Genomic DNA, 15,678 nt, shown 5'->3' with positions numbered 1-15,678 from the left:
TCGCCGCTCGTGGAGCGACTGGCACGCCGGCTCGGCGTACGCGACGCGGTGGTCATCGGCCTCGGCTCGATGCTCGGCGCGGGTGTCTTCGTGGTGTTCGCCCCCGCCGCCGCGGCGGCCGGCGGTGTCGGCCTGCTGGTGGCGCTGGCGCTCGCCGGCTTCGTCGCGTTCTGCAACGCGACCAGCTCGGCGCGGCTCGCCGCCCGGTACCCCGAGTCCGGCGGCACCTACGTGTACGGCCGGGAACGCCTCGGCCCGTTCGCCGGCTTCCTGGCCGGCTGGGGGTTCGTGGTCGGCAAGACGGCGAGCTGCGCGGCGATGGCGCTGACCGTCGGGGCGTACCTCTGGCCGGGCCAGGCCCGGCTCGTCGCCGTCGCCGCCGTCGTGGCCGTGACCGCCGTGAACCTGCGCGGCGTCGCGAAGACCGCGACGGCCACCCGGATCCTCGTGGTGGTCGTGCTGGCGGTGCTGACCCTCGTCGCGGTGGCCGGCGCGACCGGCGTGTCCCTCGACCGGATCGCCGACCCCGGCGGCTCCGCCCGGGGTGTGCTCACCGCGGCGGGCCTGCTGTTCTTCGCCTTCGCCGGGTACGCGCGCGTCGCCACCCTCGGCGAGGAGGTCCGCGATCCGGAGCGGACGATCCCCCGGGCGGTGCCGCTGGCGCTCGGTCTGGTGCTGGTCGGCTACCTGGTGCTGGCCGTGATCGCCCTCGGCGTCCTCGGGCCGGACCGGCTGGCGGGCTCCGCCGCGCCCCTGGCGGACGTGGTGACCGCCGCCGGGCTGCCCGGCCTCGCCTGGGTGGTCCGCGCCGGGGCGACCGTCGCGGTCACCGGGGTGCTGCTCTCCCTGCTCGCCGGGGTCGGCCGCACCACCCTCGCGATGGCCCGCCGCCGTGACCTGCCCGGCGCGTTGGACGCGGTCCACCCGGTCCACCGGGTGCCGCACCGGGCCGAACTGGCCGTCGCCGCCGTCGTCGTCGTGATCGTCGTCCTCGGTGACGTCCGCGACGCGATCGGCTTCTCCAGCGTCACCGTGCTGGTCTACTACGCGATCACCAACGCGGCGGCGCTGACGCTGGGCCGGGAGCCGGAACGGAAGCTGCCGGTGCGGGCGCTGGCCGTGGCGGGGCTGGCCGGGTGCCTGCTGCTCGCGGTCAACCTGCCGCTGTCGAGCGTGCTCGCCGGCTTCGGCGTCCTCGCCCTCGGCGCCCTCTGGTACGCCGTCCGCCGCTGACCCTCACTCCTCCGCCTCCCGCGGGGTCGGGGTGCCGGCCGGGGCCGGCGGCGGGGGCTCCGGTGGACCGGCTGCGCGGAGCAGAGCGTTCAGCCCGGCCCGCCGGGCCACCACGGTCAGCCGGTCACCGGCGACGATCACCAGACGCCGGTCGGGCGACCAGTCGTACCGCTGGCCGGCGCGGGCGTGCGCGAGCAGCCGTACGCTCTCCACCCGCCCCACCGCGCCGAGGGGACGCCCGTCCAGGGCCGACCCGGCGGCCACCGAGACGTCGGTGACCAGGAGGGCGTGCCGGCCCACGGAGATCGTGGCGATCACGGCGCGGTCGAGCAGCGCGGCGACGAACGAGGGCGCCGCGAGGTAGGACACGCTGCGGGAGACGCCGATGCCGAAGGCCCGCTGGATGCGCTCGGCGAAGTGCCCGTCGAACAGGCGCAGCACGACCTGCACCTCGTCGTTGAGGGCGCGGGCGTTCAGCGCGGCCCGGAGGTTGGCTCCGTCGTCGGTGGAGACCACGACCAGGGCCTGGCAGGTGCCGACCGAGGCGGCGCGCAGCGTCTCCTCCGTCGCGGCGTCCCCCACCACCAGCGGCACACCGAGCCGCCGGGCCAGGCCGGCGCCGCGGGCGTCGGGGTTCTTGTCGATGGCGACCACCTCGACCCCGAAGTCGTTGAGCTGGGCCATCACCCGCATGCCGATGTTGCCCAGGCCGACCACGACGACGTGGCCGGAGCGCTCGGGCAGGATCCGCCCGGAGTGCAGCGCCAGCCGGGCGTTGACGATGCCGTCGACCACCACCGCCGTGATCAGCGGGATCAGCGCCAGCCCGGCGAGGTTGAGCACCACCTGGAGGACCTGTTCGCCGACCGGCTTGCCCGCGTCGGGGTCCTGCCCGCTGAGGGTGGTGACCAGGGTCAGGTAGAGCGCCTGCCCCAAGCCGACGTGGGCGGTGCCCGCGTAGAGGCCGCCGAGTACGACGATCACCGCCAGCAGCACCAGCACCGCGATGCCGATCTTGCGGGTGGCGAAGCTGCGGACCGCCCGCAGCAGCATGGCGATCGGCCGGCGCCGGCGCCGCGCCCGCCGCAGCCGGCGCGCCGCCACCTCGGTGCCCGGTGGGGCGCCGGTCGCCTCGGCGAGCACCACGTCGGCCGTGCGCTCGTCGGCGGGGAGTACCCGAACCTCCTGCGGGTCGTTCGTGTCGGCCACCCCGCACACGACGTCCTGGGGGCGTACGTCGTCGCGGCGGGCCACGTAGAGGGTGCGCCCGCCGTGCCGGAAGTGGGTGGGCGCGACCTCGCCGAGGGCGGCGGCCACGAAGGCCGGGGCGGCCATCGACGCGTCGGAGAGCACCGCCGAGTCGGGGAAGATCTGCCGTACGCCGTTGGCCAGGCCCGTGTTGAACATGCGCACCACCAGCCGTAGCCGGGGCTCCACCTCCTGCGCGCACAGGGCGGCGTGCATGTTGCCGACGTCGTCCTGGTGCAGCAGCGCCAGCCCGTCGGCCCCGACCAGGCCGGCCCGGCGGAACGTCACCTCGTCCAGCCGGTCGGCCCGGATGACCTCGACGCCCTCGATGTCCCGCCCGTCGGGGCTGTCGGTGCGCCGCCGCTCGGGGACGACCAGGGTGACCCGGATCCGGGCGGTCTGCAGCTCGGTGGCGAGCAGGGCCTTCACCACCCAGTACGCCAGGGCGTCGTGCCCGCAGATGACGTAGTGCGCGCGGGGGTCGCCGTTGCCCCGGAACCGACGGCCGGCCCGCCGCGCACGATCGAGCAGGGGCTCCGCCATGTGCCGCATCGTAGTCAGCCGACAGCAGCGTGCGCAGCCCCGCGATCATGACGAATGTCCGACTTCACGGCGGGTAGAGCACCGGCATGCAGACATTCCTCCCGTATCCGGACTTCGTGGCGAGCGCCCGGGTGCTGGACCAGAAGCGACTCGGCAAGCAGCGCGTCGAGACCATCCAGGTGCTGCGGGGCCTCACCCGGCCGACGTACGGCTGGCGCAACCACCCGGCGGTGAAAATGTGGGCCGGGTACGAGGAGGCGCTGACCCGGTACGGGCTGGACATGTGCGCGGTCTGGTCCGAGCCCGGCCGGGCGGACACCTGCGCCGCCACGATGACGACCGACCTCGCCGACGCGTGCGGCATCACCCGCATCCGCAGCCAGGACGAGCTGGCGGAGGCCGGCGAACTGCCGCCCTGGCTGGGCCGCGAGGACTTGCACCTCAGCCACCGCTCGTCCCTGCTGCGCAAGGACCCCGGGCACTACCGCCCGATCTTCGGCGACGACGTCCCCCCCGACCTCGAGTACGTCTGGCCCCCCTCCGACCGCGAGCGCCGCTGCCTGAGGTGAAAGGGCCCCTTCCTTTCACTTCGGGCAGAATTGGGCGCATGGCGGTGTCGCAAGTGGTCGGCCGGCTCATCGGCGTACGCCGGCACCTGGTCGACCCCGGCGGCGGTGGCGCGCCCCGCGTGCCGCACCCGGTCCCGGCCGTCGTGGTCGGCGGCGGGATCGCCGGCATGTCGGCGGCCGTGGTGCTCGCCGAGCGCGGCGTGCCGGTCACCGTGCTGGAGGCGGCCCCCACCCTCGGCGGCCGGCTCGGCGCCTGGCCGGAGTCCCTGCCCGACGGCAGCCAGATGAACGAGCACGGGTTCCACGCGTTCTTCCGGCAGTACTACAACTGGCGGTCGATCCTCCGCCGGATCGACCCGGCGCTGGGCTTCCTCAAACCGATCCCCGGCTACCCGGTCCTCTCCGCCGACTGGCCCACGGAGGAGTTCGGCCGGCTCCCGCCCGCTCCCCCGGCGAACCTGCTCACCCTCCTGGTGCGCAGCCCCAGCCTGCGCCTCGCCGACCTGCGCCGGATGGATCGGGACGCCGCGCTGCCGCTGCTCACCTACGATCCGGTGCGCACGTACGCCGACTTCGACGACACCACCGCCGACGAGTTGCTCACCTCGCTCAAGCTGCCGGACCGGGCGCGGGCGATGCTCTTCGAGGTCTTCTCCCATTCGTTCTTCAACCACGAGGCGGAGATGTCGGCCGCCGAGATGATCGCGCAGTTCCACTTCTACCTGCTCGGCAACCCTGAGGGGCTCGCGTTCGACTGCCCCGACGAGGACTACGCCACCGCCATCTGGCAGCCGCTGGCCCGCCACGTCGAGAAGCACGGTGGCCGGATCGTCACCGGCACCGCGGCCACCGGGCTGCACCGCGACGCCGCCGGCTGGCGGGTGGAGACCACCGGCGGGGCGTACGACGCCCGCCACGTCGTGCTCGCTCTCGACCCGCCGGCACTCGCCGCGCTGGTCGCGGCCTCCCCGGCGCTCGTCGAGGCCGCTCCCGAGCTGGTGGCGCGGATGCCCGTCTTCGGCCGGCCCGGTCCGCCGTACGCGGTGGCGCGCTACTGGTGCGACGGGGACGTGGATCCGGGGCGGGCGGTGTTCAGCGGCGTGTCCCGGCGGGCCACCCTGGACTCGGTGACGCTCTACCACCGGTTGGAGAACGAGTCCCGCCGCTGGGCCGTACGCACCGGCGGGTCAGTGGTGGAGCTGCACGCGTACGCCTGCGATCCGGGCGTGCCCGCCGGGGAGTTGGCGGAGCGGATGTGGGCCGAGCTGGGCACGTTGTGGCCGGAGGCTTCCCGGCTGCGGATCCGCGAGTTGCGGGCCCGCGTCGAGGCGCAGGCACCGGCCTTCGTTCCGGGGAGCAACGGGTGGCGGCCGGGCGTCCGCACCGACGCCGACGGTCTCTTTCTGGCCGGTGACGGGATCCGCACGGAGTTCCCGAGCGCCCTGATGGAGCGGTCCGCGGCGACCGGGGTCGTCGCGGCGAACCACATCCTGCGGGCCGTGGGCGGGGCGGCGGAGCCGGTCCACTCGATCCGCCCGCGCGGCCTCCTGGCCCGCCACACCCCGCAACCACCCCGTCGATCATGAGGTTGGCGGGTGAGTTGATCTCCAAATCACCCGCCAACTTCATGATCGACACGCATGGGGGGCGGGGATGAGATCGAAATGCGTTGCCGGGGTCACCGGCCACCCCTACCGTGATCGCGCAAGGTCAACCACCGCCGCGGGAGCTGTTCATGTCGATGCCGCACGTCAGCCGTGTGCCGTCGGTGCCGCCCGGCGACGGTTGCCGTGCCGGTGGAGGTGGCCGGCCCGACTGACGCGTACCCACGTCGAGCCGCCCCGTCCGCCGCAGCAGGACCGGGCGGCTCCCGTCGTCCGGGGGGACCGCCAGTCAGGGAGGGAGACGCCGGTGAACGCCGTCCTCGTCGTCAACGCCGACCTCGGCCCGCTGCACCGGGTCACCGTCCAGCACGCGATCCGGATGCTCTGCCGCCGGGTCGCCGAGATCCACGAGGCCGAGCCGGATCGGGTGATCGGGGTGTTCCCGGTTCCCCGGGTGGTACGGCTCGTCCGGTACGTGGTGACCCGCTGGCGGTTCAGCGCCGGCCCCGCCTGGTCCCGGGCCGGGGTGCTGCGGCGGGACGGCCGGTGCTGCGCGTACTGCGGCGGCCCGGCCGGCACCATCGACCACATCCTGCCCCGCTCGCGTGGCGGCCGGAACACGTGGCGGAACACGACCGCCGCCTGCTACGAGTGCAACCAGCGCAAGGGTGACCGGACGCCCGCCGAGGCGCGCATGCCGCTGCGGCGCGAGCCGGTGACCCCGACGTGGGCGTCGCTCGCGGGGCGGTGACGAACCGGCCGGCGGGGTACGGGGGGCCGCGTCGGGAGGCTACGACCTCGGCGCGGCGCCCGCCGGCCCCCTCCGGTGGCCGACCGGGTCGTCTGGTCCGGGCCGGCCATCGGAGGGTCCTCCCGCACCCGGGTCACCGGCCGACCGTTGGCGCACCGGGCGGTGACGACGCTGCGGCTGCCGGTGGACACCAGCTCGACCCGCACCTCCCGCGCCGGACCGGGCTCGTACTCCCCGAGCTGGTGGCCGGCTGCCGGTGCGACGTCCACGACCACTGCCGTCTTCTTGTCGCAGCTCACCGAGACGGTGCCGCCGCGCGCCGCGACCCCGGCCGGGGACGGGCCCTGCGTCGGGGACGGGCCCCCGATCGACGGGGTGCCCGTCGCACCGGTGGGTGTCGGGCCGGTGTCCGGCACGGTGGTGGCGGACGCCGTGACGCGGTCAGGCGACCGGCGGTGTCCAGGTGAAACGGGCCGGGCGGCGTTCGTTGGCGGCGGCCACGCCCTCGCGGGCCTCGCCGCTGGCCCGGACCTGCCCGTGCCACCAGGCGATCCGGTCGGCGTCCGCGCGGCCGTCGACGATCTCCTTGGCGGCGGCGACGGTGAGCTGCGACCGCGCCGCCACCGCGGCGGTGATCTCGTCCACCCGGGCGGTCAGCCGGTCGGCGGGCAGCACCTCGTCGACCAGGCCGATCCGCAGCGCCCGGTCGGTGTCGATCAGCTCCGACGTGAAGAGCAGGTGCTTCGCGGCGGACGGCCCGACCAGCCGGGCCAGCCGCCGGGTGGTGGGCGCCGGGTAGACCAGGCCCAGCCGCGCCGGCGGTACGCCGAACCGCGCGTCGTCGGCGGTGATCCGCAGGTCGCAGGCGACGGCGAGCTGGCACCCGCCACCCACGCAGGCGCCCCGGATCGCGGCGACGGTCGGCTTGGCGAAGGCGGCCAGCCGCTCTTCGGCCTCGACGGCGATGCTCGCGTCACCGGCGTCGAGCAGTTCGTCGAGGTCGCCGAGGTCCGCCCCGGCGCAGAAGGTGCCGTCCGCGCCGGTGAGCACCAGGGTCCGCACGGCCGGGTCGGCCTCCAGGCTGTCCAGCAGCACCGGAAGCTGCCGCCACATCGCCGCGGTCATCGCGTTGCGCCGGGCCGGGTTGTGGATCACCACCGTCGCCACCGCGCCGGTCACCTCGACGAGGAGTTCCGCGTCCGCCACCGCCACTCTCCCTCCGCCCGCCCGGGTCACCACCGGCCCGGTGCGGCGACCATATCGGCGCGGACTCCGCCCCGGGCGCGGCGGGTGGCGGCCGTCACGCAGACCTCGCCCGGCCCGGCCATCCGGTGTGATCCACCCCGTGTCCCCGGCATGGCGGTAACCCGGCCGAGTTGATCGCGCAATGCCGCCGGCATGGAGTGGATCACGCTGGACGCGCCCACCTCACCAGCCGGCGGCCGCCGCCAGCAGCGTCCGGCGTACCGCCTGGACCTCGCGCCGGCCGGCCGCCTGGGGGCGGGTGGCGAGGAAGAGCGTGTTGAGCGGGGGCACGGCCGGTCGCAGCAGCGCCACCAGCTCGCCGGAGGCCAGGTGCCGGTCGCACAGGTACGTCGGCAGCACGCTCGCCCCGGCACCCGCCACCACCGCGCCGAGCACCGCGCGCAGGTCGGCCACCACCAGGTCGGGCGTCCGGGTCAGCCGGGTGTCGAAGACCGTACGCCACCAGCGGCGCAGGATCGGCGCCTCCTCGGCGTACGCGGCCAGCGGCACCTCCCGCAGCGCGGACGGGGTGACCGGGGTCGGCAGCCGGTCCCGCCAGGCCGGGGCGGCGACCAGCGCGAACTCCTCGTCGTACAGCGGCTCGGTGGTCAGCCCGCGCCGGCGCGGGCGGACGCTGGTCACCGCGAGGTCGAGCCGGGCGGCGGCGAGGTCGTCGGCCAGCCGCTCGGGCAGGCCGGCGGTGACCCGCAGTTCCAGCCCGTCGGCGACCAGCCCCGCGAGCGCCGGCAGGACCCGCTCGGCGAGGAACTCGGCCGGCCCGCCGAGGAAGACCGTCCGGGGGTACGGCTCGGCCGGGTCCTCGGCCAGCACCTCGTCGAGCCGGTCCAGGGGCTCGGCGACCCGTCTCGCCAGCTCGTCCCCGGCGGCCGTCGGGGCCACTCCCCGGGGCCGGCGGTCGAAGAGCGGCCGGCCCACGGCCTCCTCCAGCGCCCGGAGCTGCGCGGTGACGGTCGGCTGGGCGAGCCCGAGCAGGTGCGCCGCGCCGGTGACCGACCCGGTGCGGTGGACGGCGAGGAAGCTGCGGAGCAGGTCGAGCGAGACCTTCACATCAGGAAACCTATCGCAGTGGCACCCTTCGGCTATTGGTCAGCTATGGATCGGCGCGCCAGCATGGTCGGCATGACTCGTACACTCATCGCCCTGACCAGTCACCGCCAGCTCGGGAACACCGGCCGGGACACCGGCTTCTACGTCGGTGAGGCCGCCGAACCGTGGGAGGTGTTCCGGGCCGCCGGATGGGACGTCGACCTCGTCTCCGTGGCCGGCGGTCAGCCGCCGGTGGACGGCCACGACCCGGACGACGCCACCCAGAACGCCTTCCTCGCCACCGCCGGCGTCGAGAACACGCCGAAGGCGGCCGAAGTCGACCCGACCGGGTACGACGTCATCATGTTCGCGGGCGGCCACGGCACCATGTGGGACTTCCCGAACGACCCGGACCTGGCCCGGATCGCCGCCTCGATCTACGAGCGCGGCGGTGTCGTCGCGGCGGTCTGCCACGGGCCCAGCGCCCTGGTGAACCTGCGCCTCTCGGACGGCTCCCACCTGGTGGCGGGCAAGCGGGTGGCCGGCTTCACCAACGAGGAGGAGGCCGCCGTCGGGCTGACCGACGAGGTGCCGTTCCTGCTCGCCGACAAGCTCACCGAGGCCGGCGCCACGCACGTACCCGCCCCGAACTGGAACGAGCAGGTCATCGTCGACGGCCGCCTGGTGACCGGCCAGAACCCGCAGTCCGCCCGCGCGCTGGCCGAAGCGGTGGTGACGGCCGTCCAGGCGGGCTGACGCGCGTCCCGTGGGTCCTCCATGGGCGCACTTTCCCGGAAAGAGCGGCCATTCCGTCCGCGAAGGCCGCACTTTCCGGGAAGGTGCGGCGTCGACTCCGTCAGGTGTCAGAGCCGTTCGACCACCCGGAACCGCTCGGCCACCGCGAGGGTGTCATCGTCGACGGTGAAGTCCGGGTCGCCGAGGAAGTCACGGAACTCCGCGCCGTGCCAGAACTCCTCGTGCCCGGTCCGCCAGTCGGCGACCGTCTCGAACCCCTCGCCCTCGTCCCGCGCGTGCGCGAGGTCGACGTCGCCGAGGCGCAGCACCCGCACGTCGGTCAGTTCGATCACCGCCACCGGACGGTCGGCCGAGTCAACGACGACGGAGCGACCACCGGCCACGGGCAGCGGCTCGCCGTCGTGCTCGTACCCGATCAGCAGCCCCGTCGTGGTGGTCTTCGCGCCGGACAGGATCGCGGCGACCAGCCGGTCCCGCAGCGGGCCGGGGAAGGCGAACTCGGCCTTGGGCAGTTCGGACATGGGCGGGACGTTAGCGGTGCCGACGCCCCGTCACACCCGGTATTCCGGCGGCAGCCCGGTGCCCCGCAGCTCGGGCGGCAGGTGCGCCACGTCGTTGAAGGCGACCAGCCGGGGCGGCAATCCGTCGACGTAGCGGATGGCGGTCAGCCCGCAGTGCTGCGGGTTCAGCCCGAGCCAGCGCGGGGCGGGGGCGTCCAGGGCCTCCCGGACCAGCCAGGCGATCAGGAACGCGTGGGTGACCACCAGTTCGCGGACGTCCCCCTCGACCGGCGGCCGGGCGAACCGCCGCACGGCCGCCGCCGTCACCCGCGGCCCGTCGGCCCGCTCGGCGGGCGGGAAGCCGTCCAGGAAACGGGCGTACGACGGCGGCAGCCCGGCCGGGTCGGTGTCGTGCGGCAGGTGGTCCCCGGCGAGGTCGGTGACGTGCACCGGCACCCCGGGCAGGGCCGCGGCGACCAGCCCGCCCGTCTCGGCGGCCCGGGGCAGCGGGCCGTGGTGAACGGCGTCGAGGGACGCCTCCCGCAGCCGCTCGCCGAGCAGCGACGCCTGCCGCCGGCCCCGCACGGACAGCCCCGAGGCCGCCGACTCTCCGCTCGGTGGGTGGTCCGGCTCCCCGTGCCGGGTCAGGAACAACAGTCGACTCGGCACCTGATCACTCCTCAACCCGCGAGCCGCCGCTTCGCCCTCACCGTCCTATGTAACCGATCGAACGAGTGCGACGCCGTACGAGCGGACGCAGTGTGCGATCCGTTCGGATACGGAAGGATGACATGCACCGGAGAACGATCAACAACCGCTGGGCCCGAGCGGCCGCAGCAACGCTGGCCGCCCTCGTCGCGGTCGGCGTCACGCCGGCCACCCCGGCGACCGCTGCGCCGAAGCGGGCCGACCTCAGGGTCACCGTGACCGCCGAGCCGACCGAGGTCCCCGTCGAGGGCGGCTGGACGACCATGACCGTCGAGGTCCGCAACGTCGGCACCGGCACGGCCAACGACGTGTCGCTCACCATCTCCCGTCCCGCCGGCGTCCTCCCCGGCAGCGGCGGGGAGAACCCGTCCCCGCCCGGCTGGAACTGCACCTATGGCGAACCGGTCTGGACCTGCTCGTACGGCTCACTGGCGGCCGGCGAGGTGACCGCGCCGTCGTTGCGGCTGGGCGTCTACGTCCCTCCGGGTGGCACCGACGAGTCGGTGGTGGTCGGTGCGGTGGCGACCACCACCAGCAAGGAGGAGGTGCTCACCAACAACAGCGGCTCCGTCACCTACCGGCACGTCGCGCCGGACCTGACCGTCAGCATGGTCGCCAAGCCGACTTCGGTGATCGTCGGCGGCCAGGTCACGTACTGGATCGAGGCCCACAACAGCGGGGCCGCCACCGACGGCGTCCATGTCGAGCTGCCCGTCCCGGCCGGCATGCGCGGCGTCACGGGCAACGGCCCGTACGGCTGGGACTGCTCCCTCGGCACGGACACCGTCACGGGCGTCACGTCGTACGGCTGCGCCTACTCGCTCGGCCTGGCCACGGGTGCCACCTCGGAGCCGCTGACCATCACGATGGCGGTCGAGCAGCTCGCCCCGGGCGACGCTCCGGTGGCGACGGCGACGGTCAAGTCCTCCTCGACGACCGAGGAGAACACGGCGAACAACGAGGCCAGCGCCACCGTCACGGTCGTCGAGCCCGGCATCCTGCGCGGCCTGGTCTGGACGGACCACGACCGGGACGGCATCCGCGAGGCCGGCGAGACCGGTGCCGACTGGGCGGTCGAGGGGATGACGGTCCTCCGGCAGGACCCAGCCGACGGCGATCCGCTCGAGCACCCGGTCACGGTGAGCCCGGACGGCACCTGGCAGCTCCCGGTGAAGCCCGGGCGGTACGTTGTCCAGGCCGCCGTCGATCCGTACTACACGCGCTCCTTCAGCCCGCCGAACGTGGGTGACGACGCGACGGACTCCGACGTCGTGCCCCTGACGGATCCGGGGAGCTACTACCTCTTCGCCGGGAGCGTCGTGATCGATGTGGCGGCAGGCACGGAGACCGTGGTCGACGTGGGCGTCGTGACGTCCTGACCGGTTCGGGTGCCGGGGCCGCGACGGGTGTCTCCGCCGTGGCCCCGGTCCGGGGCCGGCGTCCGGCTCCTCAGCCCCGGGGAAACATCTGACCGATCCGGATCTTGTTGCCGAACGGGTCGCGGATGCCGAAGTCGATGCCGTACGGCCGCTCCATCGGCTCGTCGGTGATGTCGACGCCCTTGGCGACCAGGTCCTCGTACGTCTTGTGGGCGTCGTCGGTGGTCATGAAGAGGAAGCCACCCGCCGCGCCCTTGGTGAGCAGCTCGCGGACCTGCTCGGCGGTGGCCGGGTCGAGGTTCGGTGGGCCGGGCCGCTCCAGCAGGATCTCGCGCTGCGGGTCGCCGGGCACGTTGACCGTCAGCCAGCGCATGAAGCCGAGGTCCTGGTCGGTGTTGACCTCCAGGCCGAGCTTGCCGACGTAGAAGTCGAGCGCCTCGTCCTGGTCGAGGACGTAGATCTGGGAGCGGGAAATCGCGTTCATCGTCATGCCGGGAACGCTAGTGGTCGCCCCTGACCTGCTGCTTATCCAAAACTGCTGGGCCGGGTCCAGGCCTTGGTGAAGCAGCTCGGCACCGGCGCGGCCGGCGCCGTCCGCCGCTTGCGGAAGTCGGTGGGCGACTCGCCGACGATCTGCCGAAAGGTACGGCTGAACGTGCCGAGGCTGCTGAAGCCGACGGCGTAGCAGATGTCCGTCACGCCCTGCGCGGTGTTCAGGAGCAGGTCCATGGCCCGCTCCACCCGCCGGCGCTGCAGGTAGCGGTGCGGGGTCTCGCCGAACGTCGCCCGGAAGGTCCGGATGAAGTGCGCCTCGGAGACGTACGCGATCTTCGCGAGGGCGGGGATGTCGAGTGGGTCCGCGTACGCCCGGTCCATGGCGTCGCGGGCGCGCAGCATCGCCCGGTTGGTCTCCTCGGTGGCCCTGCTCACGTGCTCGTCGGGGCCGGCTCAGGCACGTTCGGCGACCTGGACGACGAAGGCCCGCCAGGCGGCTGGCGTGAACGCCAGGGTGCCGCCGTCGCGGTCCTTCGTGTCGCGCACGAGAACGACGCCGGGCAGGTTGTCGGCGACCTCGACGCACGCGCCGCCGTTCGAACTGCTACGGGTGCTGGTACGCCATCGCGCGCGGGTCAGGTCAGCCATGTTCGTGCTCGCAGAAAGTCGATGGACTGGTCTCGCGGAAGTGCAACGGACCTCACGGTATCCCAGACAGCCCAGAGGGCGGCAACGTCGTTTGTGATGCGCCCGGCCGCTTGGTCATCGAGGTAGCCGACCTCTTCACCGTCCGCCGTCGTGGCGATGATGAACGGGCCGGCCTGACCCGGGTGCAGCCCTGCCGTGAACGGCACCACGTGCACCATGACGTTCGGCCGCTCGGCCATCGCCACGAGATGATCGAGCTGCGGGTGCATGATCTCGGCGGGGCCCCGGCGCAACGCCGCTTCATCGATCACGCACACCGTCAACGGCGGCCGGGGACGGTCGAGCACCGCAGCCTGCCTCCGGAGCCGGGACTCGACATACACCTCCGCATCGGCGTTGAGTGGACCGCTGGCGAGAACGGCTCGGGCATATGCCTCGGTCTGGAGAAGTCCTGGTAGAACGGCGTGCTCGTACCAGCGCAGCCCGGTGGCCTCGCGCTCGATGTCTGTCCAGGGCCGGAACCAGGCCGGCTCGCGGCGCTTCAACGCGTCCGGCCACAGCTCCAGGACGTCCTTCCCGAGGATCGATGCCACCTGGGCGCGGTGCCGGGTCTGCGGGATCCGTCCGTGGGTCACCCAACGCTGTGCGGTCTTCGGGTCCACTCCAACCTGTGCGGCCAGACTCTCGGCCGTCTCCCCTGCCTCCGTCATGGCGACCATCACCAACCGGTTCATCCCCTGGCGGCCCTCCTTCATCCCGAACGTCCCGAGCACATCCTGCAACGCTGTGTATCCGGTCGGCAACAGCGTGCAGGGTTCTTTGTGGACGGCGCGGCCGGTGGAGGTACCCGAAGCCCGGCGGTCGCGTCCAGTCGCGGGGCCGTCCCGGCAGGACGGGTGGGGCGGCCCCTCCAACGGTCGAGGGAGGCGGCAGGCTCGTGAGTCTTGCGGATTACGACGCGGCCCGCGTACTCGGAAAGATCTGCGGTGCGGTCGACGGCGCGGGACGCTGGCGCGCGACCTGCAATCTCGTCCCCGGGCACGACGGCCCGCACGAGTGCTGGAAGGGCGCCGGGACGGTCGTGTTCCGGGCCTGGCCCTTCCCCGTGCCGGCGGCCCTGCCGTGGGCCCGCGACGAGGCCCGGCCCTGATGCCGCGCCGCCCCGAGCACGTGCCGTCCCGGCCGACCTGGCGGTGCGTCGCCTGCGGGATCGCCTGGCCGTGCTCGCCGGCGAAGCTACGGCTCCTCGGTGAGTACCGCCATGACCGGGCCGCCCTGCTGATCTACCTCGCCACCCTTCAGGTCGAGGCGGCCGAACAGCTCGCCGCGCTCGACCACGACGTCCCGCCGGCCCGCCTCACGGAACGCTTCACCGGCTGGGCCCGAGCCCGGGACTGACCGCTTGGAGATCTTGGAGGAATCGGGCCCCTCCAGGGGTCGGATTCTTCCAAGATCGGTGGGCCGCGCACCGCCGCCGGTGCTCCCTGACCGGCTGCCGTCGCTGCTGCGGACGAATCCGGGCGGATGTCGTACCGGCGTGGCAGCATCGCCGTCGTGGCCACATCGAAGCAGCCGGTGACCGTGCCGACCGACGCCAGTGTCGACGAGTTCCTCGCGGCGGTTCCCGACGAGCGCCGGCGGGCCGACGCGCTCCGCCTGTGCGGGATCCTGCGCGACATCACCGGTGAGCCGCCGGTGATGTGGGGGCCGAGCATCGTCGGCTTCGGGAGCTACCGCTACACCTACGGAAGCGGGCGCACGGGTGACTGGCCGCTGGTCGGCTTCTCGCCGCGCAGGCAGCAGCTCGTCGTCTACCTGGTCGGCGGCTACGAGGAGCGTTACCCGGCGCTGCTCACCCGGCTCGGTCCGCACAAGACCGGCAAGGGTTGCCTCTACCTCAAGCGGCTCGACAACGTCGACGAGGGCGCGCTACGTGAGCTCGTCGAGCGCACCGTACGCGTCCACAAGGGCGTCGACCGGGCGTCCCACGACAGGAAGGGCGACTGATGCCGCACACCCTCGACGTGCCCGGCGCCGTCCTGCACTACGACGTCCGCGAGGCCGAGGCGACCAGCGAGCCGATCCTGTTGATGATCGGGTCACCGATGGCGGCCAGCGGCTTCGCCAGCCTGGCGGAGCACTTCGGCGACCGCACGGTGGTGACGTACGACCCGCGCGGGATCGGCCGGAGCGAGCGGACGGACGACGGCGCCGAGTCGACGCCCGAACAGCACGCCGACGACCTGCACCGGCTGATCGACGCGCTCGGCCGTGGACCGGTCGACATCTTCGCCAGCAGCGGCGGCGCGGTGAACGCGCTCGCGCTGGTGGCCCGGCACCCGGAGCAGGTGCGCACCCTGGTGGCACACGAGCCGCCCGCCGCCCAGGTGCTGCCCGACCGGGAGGAGGCGCTGGCGGCGGTCGTGCACATCCGCCGGACGTACGACCGGGAGGGCTTCGGCCCGGCGATGGCGAAGTTCATCGCGGTCGTCAGCCATCGGGGCCCGCTCCCGGCGGGGTTCGCCGAGCGGCCCGCGCCGTCCCCGGCCGACCTCGGACTGCCGAGTGAGGACGACGGCACCCGCGGCGACCCCATGTTCGGCCAGAACATCATGACCTGCACGCACTACGAGCCCGACTTCGACGCCCTGCGGGCGGCACCGACCCGCATCGTGGTGGGTGTCGGCGCCGCGTCCGCGGGCGAGCTGGCCCACCGGGCGGGGCTGGCCGTCGCCGAGCGGCTCGGCACCACGGCGGTCACCTTCCCCAGCCACCACGCCGGCTTCATGAGCGGCGAGTTCGGCATGCAGGGCGACCCGGACGCGTTCGCCGTCACCCTGCGCCAGGTCCTCACCGCCACCTGACGCCTGCCGCCCACGGCAGCCGCGACGCCCGTACCCCTCGGGGGTACGCGCAGAAACGTCCGCCGTGGCCGGAGCGGCGCCCGCTGGG

General features: G+C 73.8%; 19 protein-coding genes. 10 read left to right on the top strand and 9 right to left on the bottom strand.

The window, feature by feature from the left end:
• Positions 1-9 precede the first annotated feature (9 nt).
• Entirely contained in the window at positions 10-1,233 is a 1,224-nt protein-coding gene (locus GKC29_RS06720; protein ID WP_155329994.1) for an APC family permease, read from the top strand.
• Between the two features lie 3 nt (positions 1,234-1,236).
• Here the strand turns inward: GKC29_RS06720 and GKC29_RS06715 are convergent, their stop codons facing one another.
• Complete coding sequence (locus GKC29_RS06715; protein ID WP_155329993.1) at positions 1,237-3,033, bottom strand: NAD-binding protein; 1,797 nt, start codon at positions 3,031-3,033, stop codon at positions 1,237-1,239.
• Positions 3,034-3,110: 77 nt separating this feature from the next.
• Between GKC29_RS06715 and GKC29_RS06710 the strand changes: the two genes are divergently transcribed.
• From GKC29_RS06710 to GKC29_RS06700, 3 genes are all read left to right on the top strand, one after another.
• Entirely contained in the window at positions 3,111-3,593 is a 483-nt protein-coding gene (locus tag GKC29_RS06710) for an MSMEG_6728 family protein (protein ID WP_155329992.1), read from the top strand.
• Positions 3,594-3,631: 38 nt separating this feature from the next.
• Entirely contained in the window at positions 3,632-5,179 is a 1,548-nt protein-coding gene (locus GKC29_RS06705) for an FAD-dependent oxidoreductase (protein ID WP_155329991.1), read from the top strand.
• A 325-nt stretch (positions 5,180-5,504) separates the two neighbouring features.
• Positions 5,505-5,948, top strand: coding sequence for an HNH endonuclease (locus GKC29_RS06700; RefSeq protein ID WP_155329990.1), 444 nt, complete (start codon positions 5,505-5,507; stop codon positions 5,946-5,948).
• A gap of 441 nt (positions 5,949-6,389) precedes the next feature.
• On the opposite strand, the gene GKC29_RS06695 is transcribed toward GKC29_RS06700, so the two are convergent.
• Entirely contained in the window at positions 6,390-7,160 is a 771-nt protein-coding gene (locus GKC29_RS06695; RefSeq protein WP_155329989.1) for an enoyl-CoA hydratase/isomerase family protein, read from the bottom strand.
• A 216-nt stretch (positions 7,161-7,376) separates the two neighbouring features.
• A complete protein-coding gene (locus GKC29_RS06690; protein ID WP_155329988.1) occupies positions 7,377-8,261 on the bottom strand; it encodes a LysR family transcriptional regulator in 885 nt (294 codons plus the stop codon).
• 72 nt (positions 8,262-8,333) lie between these two features.
• Here GKC29_RS06690 and GKC29_RS06685 point away from each other — a divergent pair, with 72 nt between their 5' ends.
• On the top strand, positions 8,334-8,996 hold the full coding sequence (locus GKC29_RS06685) for a type 1 glutamine amidotransferase domain-containing protein (protein ID WP_230688943.1): 663 nt from the start codon (positions 8,334-8,336) through the stop codon (positions 8,994-8,996).
• Positions 8,997-9,103: 107 nt separating this feature from the next.
• On the opposite strand, the gene GKC29_RS06680 is transcribed toward GKC29_RS06685, so the two are convergent.
• Positions 9,104-9,517, bottom strand: coding sequence for an ASCH domain-containing protein (locus GKC29_RS06680; RefSeq protein ID WP_155329986.1), 414 nt, complete (start codon positions 9,515-9,517; stop codon positions 9,104-9,106).
• A 30-nt stretch (positions 9,518-9,547) separates the two neighbouring features.
• Entirely contained in the window at positions 9,548-10,165 is a 618-nt protein-coding gene (locus GKC29_RS06675) for a histidine phosphatase family protein (RefSeq protein ID WP_155329985.1), read from the bottom strand.
• Between the two features lie 122 nt (positions 10,166-10,287).
• On the opposite strand from GKC29_RS06675, the gene GKC29_RS06670 reads away from it, so the two are divergent.
• Positions 10,288-11,583 (top strand): SdrD B-like domain-containing protein, encoded by a 1,296-nt coding sequence (locus GKC29_RS06670; RefSeq protein WP_155329984.1) that lies wholly within the window; start codon positions 10,288-10,290, stop codon positions 11,581-11,583.
• A 70-nt stretch (positions 11,584-11,653) separates the two neighbouring features.
• Here GKC29_RS06670 and GKC29_RS06665 read toward each other — a convergent pair whose 3' ends face one another.
• Genes GKC29_RS06665 through GKC29_RS06650 form a run of 4 tightly spaced genes read right to left on the bottom strand, consistent with a single transcriptional unit; the run spans position 11,654 to position 13,460 of the window.
• A complete protein-coding gene (locus tag GKC29_RS06665) occupies positions 11,654-12,073 on the bottom strand; it encodes a VOC family protein (RefSeq protein ID WP_155329983.1) in 420 nt (139 codons plus the stop codon).
• 35 nt (positions 12,074-12,108) lie between these two features.
• A complete protein-coding gene (locus tag GKC29_RS06660; RefSeq protein ID WP_155329982.1) occupies positions 12,109-12,513 on the bottom strand; it encodes a helix-turn-helix domain-containing protein in 405 nt (134 codons plus the stop codon).
• An 18-nt stretch (positions 12,514-12,531) separates the two neighbouring features.
• Positions 12,532-12,726, bottom strand: coding sequence for a DUF397 domain-containing protein (locus GKC29_RS06655; RefSeq protein ID WP_155329981.1), 195 nt, complete (start codon positions 12,724-12,726; stop codon positions 12,532-12,534).
• Positions 12,714-13,460: a DUF5753 domain-containing protein gene (locus tag GKC29_RS06650; RefSeq protein WP_155334016.1), complete on the bottom strand. Its 747-nt coding sequence runs from the start codon at positions 13,458-13,460 to the stop codon at positions 12,714-12,716. Before GKC29_RS06650 ends, GKC29_RS06655 begins: the two co-directional genes overlap by 13 nt.
• Positions 13,461-13,663: 203 nt before the next feature.
• Here GKC29_RS06650 and GKC29_RS06645 point away from each other — a divergent pair, with 203 nt between their 5' ends.
• From GKC29_RS06645 to GKC29_RS06630, 4 genes are all read left to right on the top strand, one after another.
• On the top strand, positions 13,664-13,876 hold the full coding sequence (locus GKC29_RS06645; RefSeq protein WP_155329980.1) for a hypothetical protein: 213 nt from the start codon (positions 13,664-13,666) through the stop codon (positions 13,874-13,876).
• A complete protein-coding gene (locus GKC29_RS06640; protein ID WP_155329979.1) occupies positions 13,876-14,124 on the top strand; it encodes a flavin reductase in 249 nt (82 codons plus the stop codon). Before GKC29_RS06645 ends, GKC29_RS06640 begins: the two co-directional genes overlap by 1 nt.
• Before the next feature lie 156 nt (positions 14,125-14,280).
• Positions 14,281-14,733, top strand: coding sequence for a DUF1801 domain-containing protein (locus GKC29_RS06635; RefSeq protein WP_230688942.1), 453 nt, complete (start codon positions 14,281-14,283; stop codon positions 14,731-14,733).
• On the top strand, positions 14,733-15,590 hold the full coding sequence (locus tag GKC29_RS06630; RefSeq protein ID WP_155329977.1) for an alpha/beta fold hydrolase: 858 nt from the start codon (positions 14,733-14,735) through the stop codon (positions 15,588-15,590). Before GKC29_RS06635 ends, GKC29_RS06630 begins: the two co-directional genes overlap by 1 nt.
• Positions 15,591-15,678 lie beyond the last annotated feature (88 nt).

This window comes from Micromonospora sp. WMMC415, assembly GCF_009707425.1.
In the GTDB taxonomy this organism is placed as follows: domain Bacteria; phylum Actinomycetota; class Actinomycetes; order Mycobacteriales; family Micromonosporaceae; genus Micromonospora.
The sequence above is the reverse complement of the archived record's forward strand: the minus strand, read 5'-3'. Positions and strand labels throughout refer to the sequence as shown.

Coding starts and splice junctions, on each gene's coding strand:
- GKC29_RS06710 (WP_155329992.1), top strand. CDS start 3,111: ATGCAGACATTCCTCCCGTATCCGGACTTCGTGGCGAGCGCCCGGGTG.
- GKC29_RS06705 (WP_155329991.1), top strand. CDS start 3,632: ATGGCGGTGTCGCAAGTGGTCGGCCGGCTCATCGGCGTACGCCGGCAC.
- GKC29_RS06685 (WP_230688943.1), top strand. CDS start 8,334: ATGACTCGTACACTCATCGCCCTGACCAGTCACCGCCAGCTCGGGAAC.
- GKC29_RS06680 (WP_155329986.1), bottom strand. CDS start 9,517: ATGTCCGAACTGCCCAAGGCCGAGTTCGCCTTCCCCGGCCCGCTGCGG.
- GKC29_RS06640 (WP_155329979.1), top strand. CDS start 13,876: ATGCCGCGCCGCCCCGAGCACGTGCCGTCCCGGCCGACCTGGCGGTGC.
- GKC29_RS06655 (WP_155329981.1), bottom strand. CDS start 12,726: ATGGCTGACCTGACCCGCGCGCGATGGCGTACCAGCACCCGTAGCAGT.
- GKC29_RS06650 (WP_155334016.1), bottom strand. CDS start 13,460: ATGAACCGGTTGGTGATGGTCGCCATGACGGAGGCAGGGGAGACGGCC.
- GKC29_RS06670 (WP_155329984.1), top strand. CDS start 10,288: ATGCACCGGAGAACGATCAACAACCGCTGGGCCCGAGCGGCCGCAGCA.
- GKC29_RS06715 (WP_155329993.1), bottom strand. CDS start 3,033: ATGCGGCACATGGCGGAGCCCCTGCTCGATCGTGCGCGGCGGGCCGGC.
- GKC29_RS06630 (WP_155329977.1), top strand. CDS start 14,733: ATGCCGCACACCCTCGACGTGCCCGGCGCCGTCCTGCACTACGACGTC.
- GKC29_RS06665 (WP_155329983.1), bottom strand. CDS start 12,073: ATGACGATGAACGCGATTTCCCGCTCCCAGATCTACGTCCTCGACCAG.